Source organism: Ruoffia sp. FAM 26255, from assembly GCF_045528525.1.
GTDB lineage: Bacteria > Bacillota > Bacilli > Lactobacillales > Aerococcaceae > Ruoffia > Ruoffia tabacinasalis.
Window position 1 is genome coordinate 22,706 of sequence record NZ_JBGQQX010000014.1, and the last position, 19,102, is coordinate 41,807.

Annotated in this window: 19 protein-coding genes; 16 read left to right on the forward strand and 3 right to left on the reverse strand. The window is 36.9% G+C overall.

Translation table 11 applies throughout. From position 1 onward, the window contains the following. Positions 1–47 precede the first annotated feature (47 nt). The 12 genes from ACEN31_RS04365 (at position 48) to ACEN31_RS04420 (ending at position 13,686) form a co-directional block, all read left to right on the forward strand. Positions 48–599 carry a YceD family protein gene (locus ACEN31_RS04365; protein WP_407089231.1) on the forward strand — a complete coding sequence of 184 codons (552 nt, stop codon included), beginning with the start codon at positions 48–50 and terminating at the stop codon, positions 597–599. Positions 600–628: 29 nt separating this feature from the next. Then, the gene (gene rpmF, locus ACEN31_RS04370) at positions 629–811 is read left to right on the forward strand and encodes a 50S ribosomal protein L32 (RefSeq protein ID WP_138404853.1); all 183 of its coding nucleotides are present in this window, start codon (positions 629–631) and stop codon (positions 809–811) included. 199 nt (positions 812–1,010) lie between these two features. Next, complete coding sequence (locus ACEN31_RS04375; protein WP_407093603.1) at positions 1,011–2,903, forward strand: metallophosphoesterase; 1,893 nt, start codon at positions 1,011–1,013, stop codon at positions 2,901–2,903. Between the two features lie 196 nt (positions 2,904–3,099). Further along, positions 3,100–3,699, forward strand: a complete 600-nt coding sequence (clpP, locus tag ACEN31_RS04380; RefSeq protein WP_138405480.1) for an ATP-dependent Clp endopeptidase proteolytic subunit ClpP — start codon at positions 3,100–3,102, stop codon at positions 3,697–3,699. Positions 3,700–4,018: 319 nt separating this feature from the next. Next, the gene (locus tag ACEN31_RS04385; protein ID WP_407089229.1) at positions 4,019–5,065 is read left to right on the forward strand and encodes a sugar-binding transcriptional regulator; all 1,047 of its coding nucleotides are present in this window, start codon (positions 4,019–4,021) and stop codon (positions 5,063–5,065) included. Positions 5,066–5,093: 28 nt separating this feature from the next. Beyond that, positions 5,094–6,098, forward strand: a complete 1,005-nt coding sequence (gene gap, locus ACEN31_RS04390) for a type I glyceraldehyde-3-phosphate dehydrogenase (protein WP_138405478.1) — start codon at positions 5,094–5,096, stop codon at positions 6,096–6,098. A 103-nt stretch (positions 6,099–6,201) separates the two neighbouring features. Further along, a complete protein-coding gene (locus ACEN31_RS04395) occupies positions 6,202–7,392 on the forward strand; it encodes a phosphoglycerate kinase (protein ID WP_407108748.1) in 1,191 nt (396 codons plus the stop codon). 33 nt (positions 7,393–7,425) lie between these two features. Then, positions 7,426–8,184, forward strand: a complete 759-nt coding sequence (gene tpiA / locus ACEN31_RS04400; protein ID WP_138405476.1) for a triose-phosphate isomerase — start codon at positions 7,426–7,428, stop codon at positions 8,182–8,184. Next, positions 8,184–9,713: a 2,3-bisphosphoglycerate-independent phosphoglycerate mutase gene (gene gpmI, locus ACEN31_RS04405; protein ID WP_407108749.1), complete on the forward strand. Its 1,530-nt coding sequence runs from the start codon at positions 8,184–8,186 to the stop codon at positions 9,711–9,713. The genes tpiA and gpmI overlap by 1 nt, the downstream gene beginning before the upstream one ends. Before the next feature lie 105 nt (positions 9,714–9,818). Further along, positions 9,819–11,120, forward strand: coding sequence for a phosphopyruvate hydratase (gene eno, locus ACEN31_RS04410; protein ID WP_407093605.1), 1,302 nt, complete (start codon positions 9,819–9,821; stop codon positions 11,118–11,120). A gap of 186 nt (positions 11,121–11,306) precedes the next feature. Continuing rightward, positions 11,307–12,740, forward strand: a complete 1,434-nt coding sequence (locus ACEN31_RS04415) for an LPXTG cell wall anchor domain-containing protein (protein WP_407108750.1) — start codon at positions 11,307–11,309, stop codon at positions 12,738–12,740. Positions 12,741–12,900: 160 nt separating this feature from the next. Beyond that, complete coding sequence (locus tag ACEN31_RS04420; protein ID WP_407108751.1) at positions 12,901–13,686, forward strand: PHP domain-containing protein; 786 nt, start codon at positions 12,901–12,903, stop codon at positions 13,684–13,686. 37 nt (positions 13,687–13,723) lie between these two features. Here ACEN31_RS04420 and ACEN31_RS04425 read toward each other — a convergent pair whose 3' ends face one another. The 3 genes from ACEN31_RS04425 to ACEN31_RS04435 are packed head-to-tail and all read right to left on the reverse strand — an operon-like array spanning position 13,724 to position 14,659. Beyond that, positions 13,724–14,185: an NUDIX domain-containing protein gene (locus ACEN31_RS04425; protein ID WP_407108752.1), complete on the reverse strand. Its 462-nt coding sequence runs from the start codon at positions 14,183–14,185 to the stop codon at positions 13,724–13,726. Then, positions 14,100–14,339, reverse strand: coding sequence for an NUDIX hydrolase N-terminal domain-containing protein (locus ACEN31_RS04430; protein ID WP_407108753.1), 240 nt, complete (start codon positions 14,337–14,339; stop codon positions 14,100–14,102). The genes ACEN31_RS04425 and ACEN31_RS04430 overlap by 86 nt, the downstream gene beginning before the upstream one ends. 29 nt (positions 14,340–14,368) lie before the next feature. Beyond that, positions 14,369–14,659, reverse strand: coding sequence for a helix-turn-helix transcriptional regulator (locus tag ACEN31_RS04435; RefSeq protein ID WP_197104493.1), 291 nt, complete (start codon positions 14,657–14,659; stop codon positions 14,369–14,371). 214 nt (positions 14,660–14,873) lie between these two features. On the opposite strand from ACEN31_RS04435, the gene secG reads away from it, so the two are divergent. The 4 genes from secG (at position 14,874) to smpB (ending at position 18,870) form a co-directional block, all read left to right on the forward strand. Beyond that, a complete protein-coding gene (gene secG, locus ACEN31_RS04440) occupies positions 14,874–15,104 on the forward strand; it encodes a preprotein translocase subunit SecG (RefSeq protein WP_138405485.1) in 231 nt (76 codons plus the stop codon). 149 nt (positions 15,105–15,253) lie between these two features. Next, positions 15,254–16,003: an alpha/beta hydrolase gene (locus ACEN31_RS04445; protein WP_407108754.1), complete on the forward strand. Its 750-nt coding sequence runs from the start codon at positions 15,254–15,256 to the stop codon at positions 16,001–16,003. 34 nt (positions 16,004–16,037) lie between these two features. After that, positions 16,038–18,386, forward strand: coding sequence for a ribonuclease R (gene rnr, locus ACEN31_RS04450; protein ID WP_407108755.1), 2,349 nt, complete (start codon positions 16,038–16,040; stop codon positions 18,384–18,386). A gap of 25 nt (positions 18,387–18,411) precedes the next feature. After that, the gene (gene smpB / locus ACEN31_RS04455) at positions 18,412–18,870 is read left to right on the forward strand and encodes an SsrA-binding protein SmpB (protein ID WP_407108756.1); all 459 of its coding nucleotides are present in this window, start codon (positions 18,412–18,414) and stop codon (positions 18,868–18,870) included. The last annotated feature ends 232 nt before the right edge of the window (positions 18,871–19,102 follow it).

Below are 19,102 nucleotides of genomic sequence, written 5' to 3' on the forward strand. Positions count from 1 at the left end.
TGTAAACTTCAATATAATAAATCTTGTCGTTTTAGAGGTGATAATAGATGAAATGGACAATCCGCCAATTAAAAGATCATCCTGATGATATGATTAATTTTGAAGAATCTTTAGATATAAAAGAACAGCTCATGGAGCGAAACCCTTCAATCTTAGATGTGGAATCAGTGATTGTAAACGGATATTTCGTACCTTCTAATGAAGATATCATTCTTCATGGTCAAATCGATACTCGACTGACGGTGCCGTCATCGAGATCATTAGAACCAGTATCATTACACTTAAACATTCCAATTAGCGAACGTTATGTGTATGAGGAATATGATGGAAACGTCGGGGAATATGAAGAGACTACGATTGTACTTCAGTATGATTATATTGATTTAGATGCAGCAGTGACTGATAACATCGCGATTAATATACCTACAAGAGTATTGAAACCAGGAGAAGAAGACGGAGATTTACCGTCGGGTAATGATTGGACAGTCGTCACCGAAGAAGAATACGAGCAAAACTTAGCGGAAGAGAAAGCCGAAACGGTTGATCCTCGCTTTGCAGCCTTAAAAACGCTATTAGATAACGAAGATGAGGAAGAATAACCTCAAACATCAACTAGGAGGTGTAGAGAATGGCAGTACCTAAACGTAAAACATCAAAAGCAAAGAAAAGAGCACGTCGTACACACTACAAGTTACAAGTACCAGGAATGAATACTTGTGCTAACTGTGGAGAATTAAAATTAAGCCACCGTGTATGTTCATCATGTGGACACTACGATGGAAAAGAAGTTGTATCTAATACAGCTGAATAATTTTGTTGAGCTAATCTTTTTGATTAGCTCTATTTTTTTTGCTTTAAATTCAGAATAGTATAAAAACACTGTATTTATGAAACTTTGTAAAGTTTACGTAACATTTACATAGAATTTACATTGTATTTACAATGGCTTGTTAAACTATATTTATAAGCACTGTGGATAGCTTATAAAAATATGAGGAGGATTTCAAAGAATGAAAAATTTAAGTCTTAAGAAATTGATCACTGGATCATTACTTGCTGCTCAATTACTCTCACCAGTAGCGACATTAGCACAAGATATTGAACGAAGTGAAGAAAAGCCAACTGTAGCGGAGGTAGCACCTAATAATACGCCAAACCGTCTTATTACTACGTTTAATGGTGATCCTAGTACGCAAATGGGATTCAACTGGTACACAACTGAATTAGCTGAAGATGCTAAAGTTTGGGTTTCTACTAATGAAGATTTAAGTGACGCCTTAGAATTTGAAGCGACTGCAGAAGAAGTAGTAAACACTTATGGTGAACGTGATGAGAATGGTTACTTTATCTTTGCTGACATCGAATATGATGAAGAAGGCGAAGTAGTCACTGACGATAACGGCGAACCACAAGTTAACGGATACTATACTGACGAGAATGTTTCAGGTCCAGAATGGACTTCAGGTTCAGCTGTTGGATCGATGGATTTAGTAGAAGTGACTGAATATTCATATAAAGCAAATGCAGAAGGCTTAGAGCCAAACACAACTTACTACTATCAAGTAGGTAGTGAAGCAGGAGAAACAAGTGAAGTAGGTACTTTCACAACTGCTGGTGAAGCAGGAGAAGAATTTACATTCGTACAATATACAGATACTCAAAACGCATACTGGAATGAGCATGTATATAACGAAGCAGCATTTGGTGCTGACACTGTTGCTACAGCATTAGAAGAAACTGAAGCAGATTTCGTATTACATACAGGTGACGTGGTTGAAGTTGCTGAAGTTGAAGATGAGTGGGTTGACATCTTAGAGCAATCTAAAGAGTCTATCTTACAAGTACCATTCGCTGTTGCAGCAGGTAACCACGATGAGTATGCCTTATCATATGGAGATCCTCAATTAACAACTAAATTTAATGAGCATATTAACGTTCCAGCTGAAAACGATGCTGTCGATGGTGGATCATACTACTCATTCGATTATAACGGTGTTCACTTTGTTGTAGCAAACACTAACGACAACAAAGAATCTGAAGATAATCCAGAAGGAAAAGCTTTAGGACAAGAACAAATTGATTGGATCAGAAATGACGTTGAAGAAGCACGTGCTAATGGTGCTGAGTGGGTTGTATTATCTTACCACAAACCATTATTCTCTAAATCATATCACTCATTACAAGATACAGATGTTCAATTAGTTCGTGAAGAATTCATGGAATTAATTGACGAGTTAGATGTTGATTTAGCTTTACAAGGTCATGACCACGTAATTTCACGTACTAAACCATTAAACTATGTTCCAACTGATGAGAACTTCTCTAACGGTGTTGTGGATGAAGCTGAAACGACTACAGAAGGTGATGTAGAGTATTACGTAAATCCTCAAGGAACAATCTTCGTATTACCAAACACTGGTGGTACTAAAGAGTATGACGATATTTATTCTAAAGGTGTAGAACACGTACACACTGTTCGACCTAACTTAGATTGGATGACTCAAGAAGACGTTGATTACTATAACAACTTATTCGCATTCGGTGGACAACCACAAGAATCAGAAGCATTCGATACAAGTCATTCAAACAACCGTGATTCAGCAGTTCAAAACTTCGCTGCATATACTGTAAGTGGAGATGAATTAAGAGTAGATATCTACCAAATCGAAGGTAACTTACACGAAGGTGAAGAACGTACAGTATCAATCGTTCACTCATTCGGAATTACTAAAGGTGGAGAAACTACAGAAGAAGGTACTGAAGAAGCAGCTTCAGAAGAAACATCTGAAGAGAGCTCAGAAGAAAGTTCAGAAGAGTCATCTGAAGAAAGCTCAGAAGAATCTTCAACTGAAGAAGAAACATCTGAAGAAAGTTCAGAAGAATCTGAAGAGTCTGCAGAATAATCAAGATTGATAAAGAACTAATCAGAAGCTGAGTGTAAAAACTCGGCTTCTTTATTTTTGTATATTAGTACGTCGATATAAGGGGTAAATAATGCAAAAAATCTTACCGAGTAATATTCTTGACCTTTATTGACCTATGAGTTATACTTGGTTAGAAAGTTGTTTAACAGCTTTAAATTCGCGAAGGAGGAATACTATGAATTTAGTACCTACAGTAATAGAACAAACATCACGTGGAGAACGTGCTTATGATATTTATTCACGTTTACTAAAAGACAGAATTATTATGTTAAGTGGTCAAATCGATGATAACGTAGCAAACTCAGTGATTGCTCAACTTTTATTCTTGGACGCACAAGATCCAGAAAAAGATATCTTCCTATATATTAACTCACCAGGTGGGAGTGTAACAGCTGGGATGGCTATGTACGATACAATGAACTTTATTAATGCAGATGTACAAACAATTGTTATCGGTATGGCAGCATCAATGGCTTCAGTTTTATTAGCAGCCGGAGAGAAAGGTAAACGCTGGGCTTTACCAAATGCTGAGGTAATGATTCACCAACCATTAGGTGGCGCACAAGGACAAGCAACAGAGATTGAAATTGCTGCTCGTCATATACTTAAAACTCGTGAGCGTTTAAATAAAATCTTAAGTGACAAAACAGGTCAACCAATTGAAGTCATTGAGCAAGATACTGATCGTGATAATTTCAAAACAGCTGAAGAAGCACTTGAATACGGCTTAATTGACGGAATCATGGAAAGTAGCAAAGCATTAAATAAAAAATAAAAATGATAAAAATAAATAAACTATAATTTATACGTCCGTTCAATGGATATTACTCGCAATACTTAGGTATTTCGTGCGATAATAGCATTGTACGGGCGTATTTGTTTGGTTTTATTCCTAATAAATTAATAATAACTGACCTCGTTGGACATATTGTGACCCGTTAGGTTGTTTTTTAGCCAGGATAAAGAGCTTTTCAGTTGCAAGGAGACTCAAGTCATGGTATGATAATGACATGGTGTGAGACTCATTTAGATTTTCTGAGTGAGTTGTAGCTCTGTATGTAATGGTCGCCTTTTGACCATCTAGGAGGGAATTAATGGCCGATATATTCACAATTATTCAGTCAATTGTTCCTGAAGTGAGTGATTTGTTAGCTGAGAGGCTCGCAGTATTACGTGTTTTGGATGATGTAAACAAACGAATTGGTCGTAAGTTTATTTCACAACAGACTAATTTCACTGAAAGAACGGTAAGAACGATATTAGAGATGCTGAAAAGTCAATCACTCGTATCCGTAAACCGTAGTGGCGTAAAACTAACACAACAAGGGAGAGACCTTATTGTGATGATTGATGAGCATTTGCTTAATCAACAACAACATAAGTTTTACGAAGTGGAAGAGGCTGTAAAGAGAAAGCTTAATATTGAACATTGTCGGATTGTACCAGGTGATGCAGATAAAGATGCATCAGTTTATCAGTTCTTAGGTCAAGTCGTTCATTTAATTTTGGACAAACACTTACCTGAAGGTGATAATGTGGTTGCAGTTACAGGTGGATCTACTTTATCTAAAGTAGCAGAATCATTCACACCAGAATTATCAGATGGAAGAAGTATTACATTCGTTCCTTCACGTGGAGGATTGGGAAGTTCGATTAATATCCAATCAAATAGCGTGGGGAGCTTAATGGCGCAGCAAACAGACTCTAAGTATATTCCGTTGTTTATACCTGAGAATTTAGGTAAAGAAACTTCGGAGATATTGCTCAAAGATCCAATGATTAAAGAAGTCATTGATATGAGTAAGAGTGCAAATTGCTTGTTATTAAGTATAGGAACTGCTAATGTAATGGCGGAACGTAGAGAGATTACAGACGAACAACAAGAAATTATCGAGAATGGACACGCCGTTGGAGAAGCATTTGGTATATTTTTCGATTCTTATGGAGAAACGGTTTTACGTTATCCTAGGATAGGGTTGAAATTTAAAGATTTATCTAATATACCTTTGTTACTTACAATCGTGGGAGGATCTTCTAAGGCGAAAGCTTTAGAAGCGTTCTTTCAAAAAGCCCCGAGTCATGGATGGTTAATCTGTGATGAAGGTTTAGCAAATATGGTTTTAAATGGGGAGACCCTTTGAAATAAAATCCTTAAGGAGGAATTTTTTAATGGCAGTAAAAGTTGGTATTAATGGTTTTGGACGTATCGGACGTTTAGTATTCCGTCGTATTTTAGAAACAAACGCAGATTTAGAGGTTGTTGCAGTTAACGATTTAACTGATAATGATAACTTAGCTTACTTATTAAAATATGATACAGCTCACGGACGTTTTGATCACGATGTTGAATTACAAGGTGAAAGTTTAGTAGTTGACGGTAAAGAAATTAAAGTATTTGCTGAAAAAGATGCTAATAACTTACCATGGGGAGACCTTGGAGTAGATATCGTCATCGAAAGTACTGGATTCTACACTTCAGCTGAAAAATCACAAGCACATATCAATGCAGGTGCTAAACGTGTAGTTATCTCTGCACCAGCTAAAGATGCAGATACTAAAACAATTGTATTCGGTGTTAACGAAGATATCTTATCTTCTGATGACGTTATTATTTCAGCAGCATCATGTACAACTAACTCATTAGCTCCAGTAGTTAATGTATTACATAATGAATATGGAATTAAAGCTGGTAACATGGTTACAGTTCATGCTTACACTTCATCACAAGTATTACAAGATTCACCAAGCGGAAGCTTCCGTGATGGACGTGCAGCAGCACAAAACATTATCCCATCATCTACTGGTGCTGCAAAAGCAATCGGTAAAGTAATCCCAGAAGTTAATGGATTATTAGATGGATCAGCATTACGTGTTCCAACAATCACTGGTTCACACACAATCTTCTATTCATTATTAGAGAAAAACACTACTGTTGATGAAATCAACGCAGCTATGAAAAAAGCTTCAAACGATTCATTTGCATACAATGAAGATGCAATTGTTTCTTCAGATATTATTTCAACACATGCAGGATCAATCTTTGATTCTACATTAACTGAAATCCAAGAAGCAGCTGATGGATCTCAATTAGTTAAAACTGTTGCTTGGTATGACAACGAAGCTGGCTTCGTAGGAAACATGGTTCGTACTTTAGAATACTTCGCTAAATTATAATTAATTGCATAGCGTTTATACCTAAGCGTCTATCCAAAATAGCGGGGAGGCTTAAGCTTCCCCGCTATTATTTTTTTAAGGACTTTATATAGGAGGATATATAATGGCAAAGAAAACATTAAATGATATTCAAGTAAATGGTAAGACAGTCTTAGTCCGCGTTGACTTCAACGTACCTATGGCTGATGGGAAAATCACTAACGATAACCGTATCGAAGCGGCTTTACCAACAATCAATTATTTAATAGAAAACAATGCGAAAGTAGTATTGTTCTCTCACTTAGGACGTATTAAAACTGAAGAAGATAAAGCTAACAACAGTTTAGAACCAGTTGCAAAACGTTTAAGCGAGTTATTAGATAAAGAAGTTCTTTTCTCAGACAAAACACGTGGAGAAGAATTAGAAGAAGCAGTAGCTAACCTATCTGAGGGTGGCGTTTTATTAGTTCAAAACACTCGCTACGAAGATTTAGAAGGTAAGAAAGAATCTAAGAATGATCCAGAATTAGGTAAATACTGGGCTTCATTAGGTGACTTATTCGTAAACGATGCATTCGGAACAACTCACCGTGCTCACGCATCAAACGTTGGAATTGCATCAAACTTAGACTCTGCTGTAGGATTCTTAGTTGAAAAAGAATTAAAATTCTTAGGAGACGCAGTTGATAATCCTGAACGTCCATTTGTAGCTATCTTAGGTGGTGCGAAAGTATCTGATAAGATTAAAGTTATCGAATCATTATTAAACAAAGCTGATAAAGTAATTATCGGTGGAGGAATGGCTTACACATTCTTGAAAGCACAAGGTAAAGAAGTTGGAGAATCATTATTAGAGGAAGACCGTATTCCTTTAGCTAAAGAATTACTAGAAACTGCTGGAGACAAAATTGTTTTACCAGTAGATGTAGTCATTGCAGATGATTTTTCAAATGACGCAAATACAGACGTTGTTTCTGTAGATGATATCCCTGCTGACTGGCAAGGATTAGACTGTGGACCAGAATCTGTTAAAGTATTCGAAGATGTATTAAAAGATGCTAAAACAGTTGTATGGAATGGCCCAATGGGTGTATTCGAGATGGAATCATTCGCAAAAGGAACCATTGGTGTTTGTGAAGCCATCGCTGATCTAGAAAATGCGACGACAATTGTTGGTGGGGGAGATTCAGCAACTGCGGTCGCACAATTAGGTTATGAAGATAAATTCTCACACATCTCAACAGGTGGAGGAGCTTCATTAAACTATCTAGAAGGTACTGAATTACCAGGTGTTTCTTCAATCGACGAGAAATAATTATTGAGACTTTAAATTAAGGAGAGTATATATATGTCACGTAAACCAATTATTGCTGGTAACTGGAAAATGAACAAAACAGCTCAAGAAGCTGCAGATTTTGTTGAAGCAGTTAAAGGGAAAATCCCTTCAGCGGATGCTGTAGATTCTGTCGTAGGTGCACCAGCACTATTTTTAGAAACAATTAAACGTTTAAGTGAAGGTACTGAATTAAGAACAGCTGCACAAAACAGCTACTTCGAAGATGAAGGTGCATTCACTGGGGAAACAAGTCCTAAAGCATTGGCTGATTTAGGTGTTGAATATGTAATTATCGGACACTCTGAACGTAGAGAATACTTTGGAGAAACTGACGAAGACATCAACAAAAAAGCAAAAGCAATCTTACGTAACGGTATGCTACCAATCATTTGCTGTGGAGAAACTTTAGAGCAACGTGAAGCTGGAGAAACAGCTGACTTTGTATCTGGACAAGTAAAAGCAGCATTAGAAGGTTTAACTGAAGAACAAATCGCTTCATCAGTTGTTGCTTACGAACCAATCTGGGCAATCGGAACAGGTAAATCATCATCTGCTGAATTAGCAAATGAAACTTGTGGCGTAGTTCGTAAAGCTATTGCAGAAGTTACATCAGAAGAAACAGCTGAAAAAGTACGTATTCAATACGGTGGATCTGTAAAACCAAATAATATTGCTGAATATATGGCACAAGAACATATTGACGGTGCATTAGTTGGAGGAGCAAGTCTAGAAGCTGATTCATTCATCGAATTATTGGAGGCAGTAAAATAATGAGTAAAATCCCATATGCCTTAATTATCTTAGACGGATTCGCAATTCGCGATGAAGTCAGTGGTAATGCGGTAAAAGCAGCGAAAAAACCTAACTTTGATCGTTATTGGAACCAGTTTCCACATAACCAATTAAAAGCATCAGGACGAGACGTCGGTTTACCTGATGGCCAAATGGGGAACTCTGAAGTTGGTCATTTAAACATCGGTGCAGGTCGTATAGTATACCAATCTTTAACTCGTATTAATTTAGCGATTGAAGACGAATCATTTTACGAAGTGCCTGAATTAGTTAAAGCTGTTGAAGAAGCAAAAAGAAAAGGAACAGCTTTACATTTAATGGGGCTATTATCTGACGGTGGTGTCCACTCACATTACGAACATTTAATTGCTTTAGTTAAATTAGCTAAAAAGTATGGATTAGAAGAAGTATATGTTCATGGTTTCCTTGATGGGCGTGATGTTGGACCGAGAACAGCTGTGAAATATATTGATGATTCTGAGAAAGCATTCGAGGAAATTGGCGTTGGTAAATTCGCAACAATTTCAGGTCGTTACTATGCAATGGACCGTGACAATCGTTGGGAACGTGTTCAGTTAGCTTATGATGCAATCGTTCATGGTGAAGGTAGAACAGCTTCTTCAGCTAAAGAAGGCGTAGAGCGTTCTTACGAAGAAGATATTGTTGATGAGTTTGTTGTTCCATTTACAATTAAAGATGAAAACGACAAACCAGTCGGTACAGTAAACGATGGTGACTCAATCGTATTCTTCAACTTTAGACCTGATCGTGCGATTCAATTAGCTACAGCTTTATCAAATCCAGGCTTTAACGATTTTGAACGTGGAGAGACTCCAACAGACAACTACATGACAACTTTCTCACCTTACAGTGATACAGTTATAGCAGAAGTTGCATTCAAGAAAGAAGACTTAGTCAATACAGTTGGGGAAGTATTAGCAGATGCCGATAAGACACAACTAAGAATTGCTGAGACTGAAAAATACCCACACGTTACATTCTTTATGAGTGGGGGACGACATAAAGAGTATGCAGGTGAAGAACGTATCTTAATCCCTTCACCAAAAGTAGCAACTTATGACTTACAACCTGAAATGTCAGCTTATGAAGTGAAAGATGCCTTAGTGCAAAAAATCAACGAAGAAACGATCGATGCGATTATCTTAAACTTTGCAAACCCTGATATGGTTGGACACAGTGGTATGTTAGAACCAACTGTGAAAGCAATTGAAGCAGTAGACGAGTGTCTTGGTGCTGTGGTTGATTTAATACTAGAAAAAGGTGGAGCTGCGATTATTACAGCTGACCATGGTAACTCCGATGAAGTGATTGATATCGAAGGAAATCCAATGACAGCTCATACAACAAACCCAGTTCCAGTGATTGTGACTAAAGAAGATGTTGAATTAAGAGACGGAGGTCGCTTAGCTGACCTTGCTCCAACATTACTAGACTTAGTTGGTGTTGAGAAACCTGAAGACATGACAGGAACAAGTTTAATTAAATAAGCAAAACATCCGATATGCTTTGCTTTTTGAGTGAATAATTTATAGAATAGAAGAGTAAGGTATGGAGTCAATTCATGCCTAACAAATTAAAGGAGAGAATAAAATATGCCATTTATTACAGATATTTATGCAAGAGAAGTTTTAGACTCACGTGGGAACCCTACAGTTGAGGTAGAAGTTTATACAGAAAGCGGAGCTTTTGGTCGCGGAATCGTACCTTCAGGTGCGTCAACTGGTGAACACGAAGCTGTTGAGTTACGTGATGGAGACAAAGACCGTTATTTAGGTAAAGGTGTCCTTAAAGCTGTTGATAACGTGAATAACGTAATCGCTGAAGCATTATTAGGCTATGATGTATTAGAACAACAAGCCATTGATAAATTAATGATCGAGTTAGATGGTACTCCGAACAAAGGTAAATTAGGAGCTAACGCTATCTTAGGTGTATCTATTGCTGTTGCACGTGCAGCTGCAGATTTCTTAAATATTCCTTTATACCAATATTTAGGTGGATTTAACACTAAATTATTACCAACACCAATGATGAACATCATTAACGGTGGATCTCACTCAGATGCACCAATCGCTTTCCAAGAATTCATGATTATTCCATCTGGAGCAGAAACTTTCAAAGAAGCTCTACGTTGGGGTGCTGAAATCTTCCACGCACTTAAATCATTATTAAGCGAACGTGGATTAGAAACTTCTGTTGGTGACGAAGGTGGATTCGCGCCTCGTTTCGAAGGTACAGAAGATGGTGTTGAAACAATCTTAGCAGCAATCAAAAAAGCTGGTTTAGAACCAGGTAAAGATGTATTCTTAGGATTTGACATTGCTTCTTCAGAATTCTACGAAGATGGCGTATACAACTATGCTAAATTCGAAGGTGAAAACGGAGCAAAACGTTCTGCTAAAGAACAAGTTGACTACTTAGAAGAATTAGTTAATAAATACCCAATCATCTCTATCGAAGATGGTATGGACGAAAACGACTGGGACGGATGGAAATTACTTACTGAACGTTTAGGAAGTAAAGTTCAATTAGTTGGTGACGATTTATTCGTTACAAATACTGAAGTTCTTGCTCGCGGTATCAAAGAAAACGTTGGTAACTCAATCTTAATCAAAGTTAACCAAATCGGTACTTTAACTGAAACATTTGACGCGATTGAAATGGCTAAAAAAGCTGGTTATACAGCAGTAATTTCTCACCGTTCAGGAGAGACAGAAGATACAACTATCTCTGACATTGCTGTTGCAACAAACGCTGGTCAAATTAAGACTGGTTCATTATCACGTACTGACCGTGTTGCTAAATACAACCAATTATTACGTATCGAAGATATGTTAGCTGACGTTGCAGCATACGACGGAAAAGACGTATTCTACAACTTAGATAACAAATAATTATTTGCAAGGTAGAAAAGGGCGACTAGCTAAGCTAGTTGCTCTTTTTTTGTGGTTCATAATTTCTATGTCGAAAACACTTACAATTTTAAGTAATCCTTCATAAAATAGTCATACTTGTCATGCATACTAGAGATAGTAGAGAAGTAAGAAAATGTATATCTACTTTTAAGGAGGATATAAAAAATGAAAATCAATACAAAATTCAATAAAAAACTTCTCGCAATTCTGTCCCTTGCTGCACTGGCAAATGTTGCTCCTTTGGCACCAAATGACGGTTTAGCAAGTAACTTAGCACTTGTAGAAGCGCAAGCTTCAAGTGAAACAAATGCAAGTGATATCGAAGCAATTAAACAATCAATGATAGATGCAACTCCTATAACAGAAAATCAATTTGCGCAAATCTCTGAAGATGCGTGGTTGGCTTATGTTGAACAAGGTAATAATCAAGGAGGAGACCCAAGTGCAGTTTATGACTGGGCCATCGAAGATTATCCAGAAGTATTTGAACCAGAAGCGATAAATTTCCGTATAGCAATGGTTGAAAACTATAATCTTGATGGAGAAAGTTTAAATACTGTAAGTGATCGAGATTTATTATGGTTAGAATATCAAATTTGGATGGCTGCAGGCGGTCAAGAAGATCTATCGGCACTTGCTGATGCTTTAGTGGAAGAACACGGAGTAGAGTATAACCAAGAAGATAATGAACGAGTAGAAGCATTGAAAGAAACAATGTTAGCTTCTACACCTTTAACAGATGACCAATTTGAAGCCATTCCAGCAACTAGCTGGTTAGAGTATTCAGATCGAGTGAATGAAGGTGGTGGAGACCCAAGTACCATTTATAATTGGGCTGTCGAAGATTATCCAGAAGTGTTTGAAGATACCATTGCTTATATTCGTGGAACATTAGTTTCAGATTATAATTTAAATGAGGAGTCTTTAAACTCAGTATCAGATATTGACTTACTGTGGTTAGAATATTCGGTATGGGTGGAAGCAGGTAACACCGAAGACTTTGAAACATTAGCACAACGTCTAATTGAGGAACATGATGTTATTCAAGATGACGAAGAGACACCTGGAGAAACTGAACTTGAAAGAATTAGAACGGTGATGATTGAGTCAACACCAATTACACCAGACCAATTCGAAGCGATTCCGGCAACAACTTGGATTTCATATACAGAGCAAATTAATGAAGAAGGTGGAGACCCAAGTACTGCTTATAACTGGGCATTACGTGATTATCCTGAAGTATTCGAAGATACGATTGCTTACATTCGTGGAGAATTAATCAACCGTTATAATCTAGAAGAAGCTTCATTGAATGAACGTGTATCTGACCAAGAATTATTATGGGAAGAGTATACCGTTTGGTTACAGAACGGTGAAGAGAATTTAGAAGCATTAAGTCAAGTCTTAGTTCAGGAATACGGAGTGCGTACAACATCGACTCAAGTTCCTGATGAAGATGAGGAAAATACAGCACCAACATTACCGAATACAGGTGAAACTAGAACAAGTTATAGCACATATATTATGATTGCTATTGTAGGACTAGTTGGAGCTGCCCTCTTATTAAGAGATTACTTTGTGAATAATAAAGAAGCTTAATGAATCTCAAGTCGCTAGTTAAGGCTAGCGGCTTTTTTATTATGCTATTTTTAGCTCTCAAATACAGTGCAAGAATTTTGAAGTGTTGCGTATTTTCGATATAATTAAGGAGGATTTGTTTAAACCGTATTATAGTATATTCAGATGAAAAGGAGCTATTATGCAATATTACGATCAACACTTACACACATATTTTTCTCCCGATTCGAAAGAGGAATTTGAGAATTATTTATCTCAAAGTGAATTGCCTGTTGTAACGACAGAGCATATTGATTTTTATAGTCCGAATCAGTCGCATGATGATGTGATTCCAGATTACGAAGGTTATTCGAAGAAGATTGCGGAGTTGAACCAAGAATTTAATAATCGTCTACTTCGAGGAATTGAGATTGGTTTTACATATGCCGATCGTGATAAGATTGAGCAGTTTTTAGAAGGAAAAGACTACGATATTAAATTACTCAGTATCCATCATAACGGAAGACATGGTTTTATGACCTTAAACCACGATGTGAAGGACTTGAAGACACATCTAGAGGAATACTTCGGTTTGATGCTGGAAGCCGTTAGAAACGCTCCATATGCGAATGTTTTAGCGCATTTTGATTTTGGGCTGAGAGGCTACGATGCAGTGAAGGTTGAAGATTTACATGATAGTGAGGACTTACTTCTTCAAATCTTTGAAACCATGGTGTCAAATGAACAAGCATTAGAATTAAATACTCGAAGTATGTATCGTTATGACAACGACCATCTTTATGACTATGCGATTGATTTATATAAAAGTGTTGGGGGAGACATGTTCACAGTAAGTTCTGATGCGCATGTGGCCGGAGATTATCAGTTAGGGTTTGAAGAAGCTTTTAACAAATTGAGAAATCATGATGTGAATCAATTAGTTGTATTCCAAAAAGGTGTCCCACATTACGTTGATATACCCCAATAATAAATAAAACCTTCTTGCTGAGGCAAGAAGGCATTTTTTAATCGAATTCAATTTTAAATGACTCATCTTTATGTGCACGCCAGCATAGTTCTATTTGTTCATAAGTTGTTTTGCCGTCATTTAACGTTGGTAAATGGTCCATATCGAAAAAGTCCATGCCGATTGTTTCACTGTTTAGTTTGAATTCACCGTTAATATAGTGACATTCTACGAAAATTTTAATAATAGTAAAAATTTGATTCACAGCGTTATGGCGGTGATGGTCATGGATGGCAATAATTCGGTCTGCTTTTCCAACCACACCAGCTTCTTCGAACAATTCTTTTTCGGCATTAGATGAGACGGTTTCTGTAATGTCCATCCAACCACCAGGAAGGGCCCAACGACCGTCATTCTCTTGGACTAAAAGGATCTTATCCTCTTTCCAAACAACCCGCTCGTGTATCGACTTTGGGTGTTTGGTAGCCGTCTTCAATGTGGAATAATGCTTTGATCTCATTCATGTCGCTATCGTTTAAGGTTGCGAGCATTTGCCAACTCATCTCGCGGATTCTCTGGAATCGTTCTTTATCATAGACATCTTTTGTGTAGTGAAGACCGGTTTGGGCAAGGGCTTGCAATTCTTTTGCCCATTCTAACCATTGCTTTGACACATGAATCATTTCCTTTCAATTAGCTAGACTTATTCGTTTTCTTGGACGTGATCAACAATTTGATGAAGGATAGTGAAGACATGATCATCATCTAATTCATAAATCATTGATTTACCTTGTCGTTCCGCTTTGACTAAGCGTGAGTCTCTTAATATTTTTAATTGGTGTGATACCGCTGATTGCTCTAAATGCAAGGCTTCAACAATCTGAGAGACTGAACGTTTCTGTTCTTTGAGTAAGTAAAGAATTGATAAGCGATTATAATCACTTAGTATTTTAAAGTAGCGACTGACCGCTAGTATGTTCTCTTCATTTTGCATTTGATTACTCCATTCTTTATCAATACTCATAATTTATCATGTTTGAATTTGCTGTGTCAAAGAAAGTCGCATGGGTGATGATAATTTCGTCAGATTGCGGTTGATTGTTAATTAGGATTTACAGTATAATGATTATTAGCAGGAACATTAATTGATAATATATATAATAAATGATATTATGAGTAATGGATATTTTATAGAGGAGGTAAGACCTTTGTATCAAGTTTTACTTACAGCTTTGATTATTGTAGCAATTTTAATGATTATTTTTGTTGTTATGCAACCATCTAAGAGTAATGCAGCAAGTATGCTCGGTGGGGGCGATGACGGACAACCGAAGACACGTGCAAGAGGATTTGAAGTTTTCTTAATTCGTGCAACAACTATTTTAGGAATTTTATTCTTTGTCTTAACAATTACATTGGCTTATTTATCAAGTAAATAAGTTTTATATTAATTAATCAGAACAATGTTCAAAGTAATTCGTGCTTGATGGATTGCTATATGGGCTTGTTCTTTTTTTAATCTAATTAGTTTAACTATTAGTCAATATCATGTAAACTTTGTTTATAAAGTTTTTGGGAGGGTTCATACTTGAAATTAAACGAAATAAAAGATGCAAAGTATTATGAAGGTGAGAACAAAGAGACTGGAATCATATTATTCCACGCCTATACCGGATCACCAAATGATGTAAATCTATTAGCGAGAGAGCTAAATCGTAGCGGTTACGGCGTATTATGTCCAAAATTTGAAGGGCATGCCACAAAAGATGTGAACGATATTTTGGATGCAGATATTACTACATGGAAGCAACAAGCCCTTGATGCGGTTGAAGCGATGCAAGGTGAGTATGATAGAATACTTGTCTTTGGCTTGTCATTGGGTGGTATTTTTGCGACATGGTTAATGACACAGCCAAAACTTGACGTTCAAGGTGGGGGCGTATTTAACTCACCTGTATATACTGGGAACCCGATTGATGTAGAAGTGCTTTTTATTTCTTATGTTAAAGCGATATTTAAACGCTTTTCATCTGAAGAAAATTATAATCAAGAGATCGATGGCATCCTCGTTAAGCATAGAGATCAAATGAAGCAACTTGAAGCTTTCAAGAGCGAATTCCAAGGTCAACTTGAAAATATCGAACAACCATTTTTTATCGCACAATCAGGTAAGGATGAGATGATCAATGAAGACGATGCAGAAAAATTACAAAGTGTGTTAGTAAACGCGAAAGTGGACTTCAATTGGTTCCCAGAAAACACGCACGTGATTACGGTGAATCGAAATCGTAAAGATTTTGAAGCAGCACTTTTCGACTTTATAACAAGATTTAAATAGTCGTACAATAAATATTGTACAGAAGGAGGGCACTATGAGTTTATCAAAATTAGAACAACGAATTTTAGAATTCTTACAACAGAATCCCGATAGGAATTATCAAACAAATGAAATCGCCCAACATTTTAATTATCAGGGAAGTAAAAATTTCAAAAAATTAGTCAAAGCTCTAGCATTTTTAGAGCGAATTAATGAATTAGAAGTAACAGACACAGGCCGTTTTAAAGCGAAAAGCACTAAAAAAGAAACGGCTGTCGGAACTTTCCGTGGGAATGACCGTGGATTTGGCTTTATCGATTACGATCCTGAACAACCGGATTTATTCGTACCACCTGGAAAAGTAGGGAATGCCATGGATGGCGATACGGTTGAAGCAACGATTATTAAACACGTCAATCCATCGACAGGAAAAGGGTCTGAAGCTCGTGTAGATAACATTGTTGAAAGAGCATCAACACAAATTGTGGGAGAATTTGTCGCCTATGACAAAGAAATGCGCGATTCAACAGGCTTTTTAGGCTTTGTAATTCCTCAAGGGAAATTCAGCGATGAATTGAAAGTTGAAGTTCTACCAGACGGCTTGAAACCAGTGAATCATTCGATTGTGATTGTAAAGATTAAAGAATATCCAACGATGGATAAGCCAAATAATCTAACTGGTCTAGTAGCGAAAGAAATTGGTCATAAAGATGCGCCAGGTGTAGATATTCTAGCTATCTTGTACCAATTCAATATTCCATCAGAATTCCCAGAACAAGTCTTAGAAGAAGCACAAGCGATTGAACAAGATATCGATCCAAAAGATATTGAAGGTCGTCGTGACTTAAGAGATGAATTGATTATTACAATTGATGGGGCAGACGCAAAAGACTTAGATGATGCGATTTCATTAGAAAAACTTGATAATGGTCACTACCGTTTAGGTGTGCATATTGCGGATGTTTCTCATTACGTGACTGAGAATTCACCGATTGATTCCGAAGCTTTAGCAAGAGGGACATCTGTCTACTTAACAGATAGAGTGGTTCCAATGCTTCCACAAAGATTATCGAATGGGATTTGTTCGCTATTACCGAATGAAGACCGTTTAACTGTATCTTGTGAGATGACCATTGATTCAAATGGTCGCGTCGTTGATCAAGATATCTTCCTAAGTGTGATCAATTCTTCATACCGAATGACTTATACAGATGTGAATGCCATTCTAGCTGGTGATGAAGATTTAAGAAAAGAGTATCATGAAATTTCTGAAATGCTTGATCAGATGAGTGAATTACACTTTATTCTGGAAGGTATGCGTCAAAACCGTGGAGCGTTAAGCTTTGAAACACCTGAAGCGCAAATTATCGTTGATGAAGACGGGAAACCTATAGATATCGTTCACCGCCAAAGAGGGGTCGGAGAAAGATTAATCGAGTCATTTATGTTAGCAGCAAATGAAACAATCGCAAGAACATATACTGAGAAAGACTGGCCAATGATTTACCGTGTCCACGAGCAACCAGATGAAGAACGTATGCAACGCTTTGCGGAATTTATTACCGCTTTTGGTGTGGTCTTAAGAGGTCGTGCTGAATCAATTAAACCAAAACAATTACAAGAAGCTTTGGATGAATTATCGGATACACCTTATGAAGAAGTTGTATCGATGATGATGTTAAGAAGTATGCAACAAGCACGCTATACGGATGAGCCATTCGGTCATTACGGTTTAGCTGCAAAAGATTATACTCACTTTACTTCACCGATTAGACGTTATCCAGACTTAATGGTTCACCGTTTAATTCATAAGTATCTAGAAGCAACGCCAACATCAGAGCAAAAGAGAAATATTGCACAAAAATTAACAGATATCGCAGATCATTCATCTAAGATGGAACGTCGTGCGGTTGAAGCTGAGCGTGAAACAGATGCATTGAAGAAAGCTGAAGATATGTTAGATAAAGTTGGAGAACAATTTGAAGGAACTGTGAGTTCAGTGACGTCATTTGGAATGTTCATTCAATTAGATAACACGGTTGAAGGATTAATTTCATTGCAAGAATTAAAAGATGATTATTACCGTTATGATCAACAACACTTAATTCTCATTGGCGAGAACACAAACAACGTGTACCGCATTGGTCAAAGAGTCTTAATTGAAGTTGAACGTGTAAGTATTGAAGACCGCGAGATTGATTTCAAACTCATTGAAACGTACCCAACGGATAACAAAGACTTAGAACATGTCATTAGTGAGAATAAGAATCGAAGCGAGAAAAAAAGTCGCAAACCTAAAAGACAAAGTAACAATAGACAATCCTTTAAACAAGTTGCGAAACAATCGTCTAAAGGGAATAATAAAAAAGGCAAGAAATTCCAAATTAGAAAACGGAAAAAATAGCCTTTGATGTAAACGAGGGATGACTATGGCGAAACAGCAAGACAAACCATTAGCACAGAATAGAAAAGCACGGCATGACTTTACGATACTCGAAACCGTCGAAGCGGGACTAGTATTACAAGGAACTGAAATTAAATCGATCCGACAAGGGAAGATTAACTTGAAAGATGGGTTCGTTTCAATCCGTCAAGGCGAAGCTTTCCTTAAAAATGTTCATATAAGCCCTTATGAACAAGGGAATATATTCAATCATGATCCGTTGAGAAATCGGAAGTTATTACTTCACAAAAAAGAAATTGAAAAATTAGAACGTGAAGTCAAACAAAATCGACTAACAATTATACCTTTAAAAGTATATATTGTTAGAGGGAGAGCAAAAGTTCTTATTGGTTTAGCCAAAGGTAAAAACCGATATGACAAACGTCATTCATTAAAAGAACAACAAATGAAACGTGATATTGACCGTGCTTTAAAAGCGAGATAATAAAAAGGGTTCTTGAATTTTTGGTGTTGGTGAGAGAAATCTCACTGACACCTTTTTTTGTATGTACACAAAAGCCAGTGAATTCCTATATAATAAAGTTACCATACATTACTAAAAGGAGAATTCACTTGGCTCATATGAATTATATCGCAGACTTACTAAATATTAAAGATAAACATGTTCAACTTCAAGATGACATCATGGAGGAAATGCACAAGGGGGTGCGGTGTAA

Coding starts and splice junctions, on each gene's coding strand:
- rpmF (WP_138404853.1), top strand. CDS start 629: ATGGCAGTACCTAAACGTAAAACATCAAAAGCAAAGAAAAGAGCACGT.
- tpiA (WP_138405476.1), top strand. CDS start 7,426: ATGTCACGTAAACCAATTATTGCTGGTAACTGGAAAATGAACAAAACA.
- gpmI (WP_407108749.1), top strand. CDS start 8,184: ATGAGTAAAATCCCATATGCCTTAATTATCTTAGACGGATTCGCAATT.
- ACEN31_RS04425 (WP_407108752.1), bottom strand. CDS start 14,185: ATGAGATCAAAGCATTATTCCACATTGAAGACGGCTACCAAACACCCA.
- eno (WP_407093605.1), top strand. CDS start 9,819: ATGCCATTTATTACAGATATTTATGCAAGAGAAGTTTTAGACTCACGT.
- clpP (WP_138405480.1), top strand. CDS start 3,100: ATGAATTTAGTACCTACAGTAATAGAACAAACATCACGTGGAGAACGT.
- rnr (WP_407108755.1), top strand. CDS start 16,038: ATGAGTTTATCAAAATTAGAACAACGAATTTTAGAATTCTTACAACAG.
- ACEN31_RS04395 (WP_407108748.1), top strand. CDS start 6,202: ATGGCAAAGAAAACATTAAATGATATTCAAGTAAATGGTAAGACAGTC.
- ACEN31_RS04385 (WP_407089229.1), top strand. CDS start 4,019: ATGGCCGATATATTCACAATTATTCAGTCAATTGTTCCTGAAGTGAGT.
- ACEN31_RS04420 (WP_407108751.1), top strand. CDS start 12,901: ATGCAATATTACGATCAACACTTACACACATATTTTTCTCCCGATTCG.
- ACEN31_RS04435 (WP_197104493.1), bottom strand. CDS start 14,659: ATGCAAAATGAAGAGAACATACTAGCGGTCAGTCGCTACTTTAAAATA.
- ACEN31_RS04415 (WP_407108750.1), top strand. CDS start 11,307: ATGAAAATCAATACAAAATTCAATAAAAAACTTCTCGCAATTCTGTCC.
- gap (WP_138405478.1), top strand. CDS start 5,094: ATGGCAGTAAAAGTTGGTATTAATGGTTTTGGACGTATCGGACGTTTA.
- ACEN31_RS04375 (WP_407093603.1), top strand. CDS start 1,011: ATGAAAAATTTAAGTCTTAAGAAATTGATCACTGGATCATTACTTGCT.
- ACEN31_RS04365 (WP_407089231.1), top strand. CDS start 48: ATGAAATGGACAATCCGCCAATTAAAAGATCATCCTGATGATATGATT.
- smpB (WP_407108756.1), top strand. CDS start 18,412: ATGGCGAAACAGCAAGACAAACCATTAGCACAGAATAGAAAAGCACGG.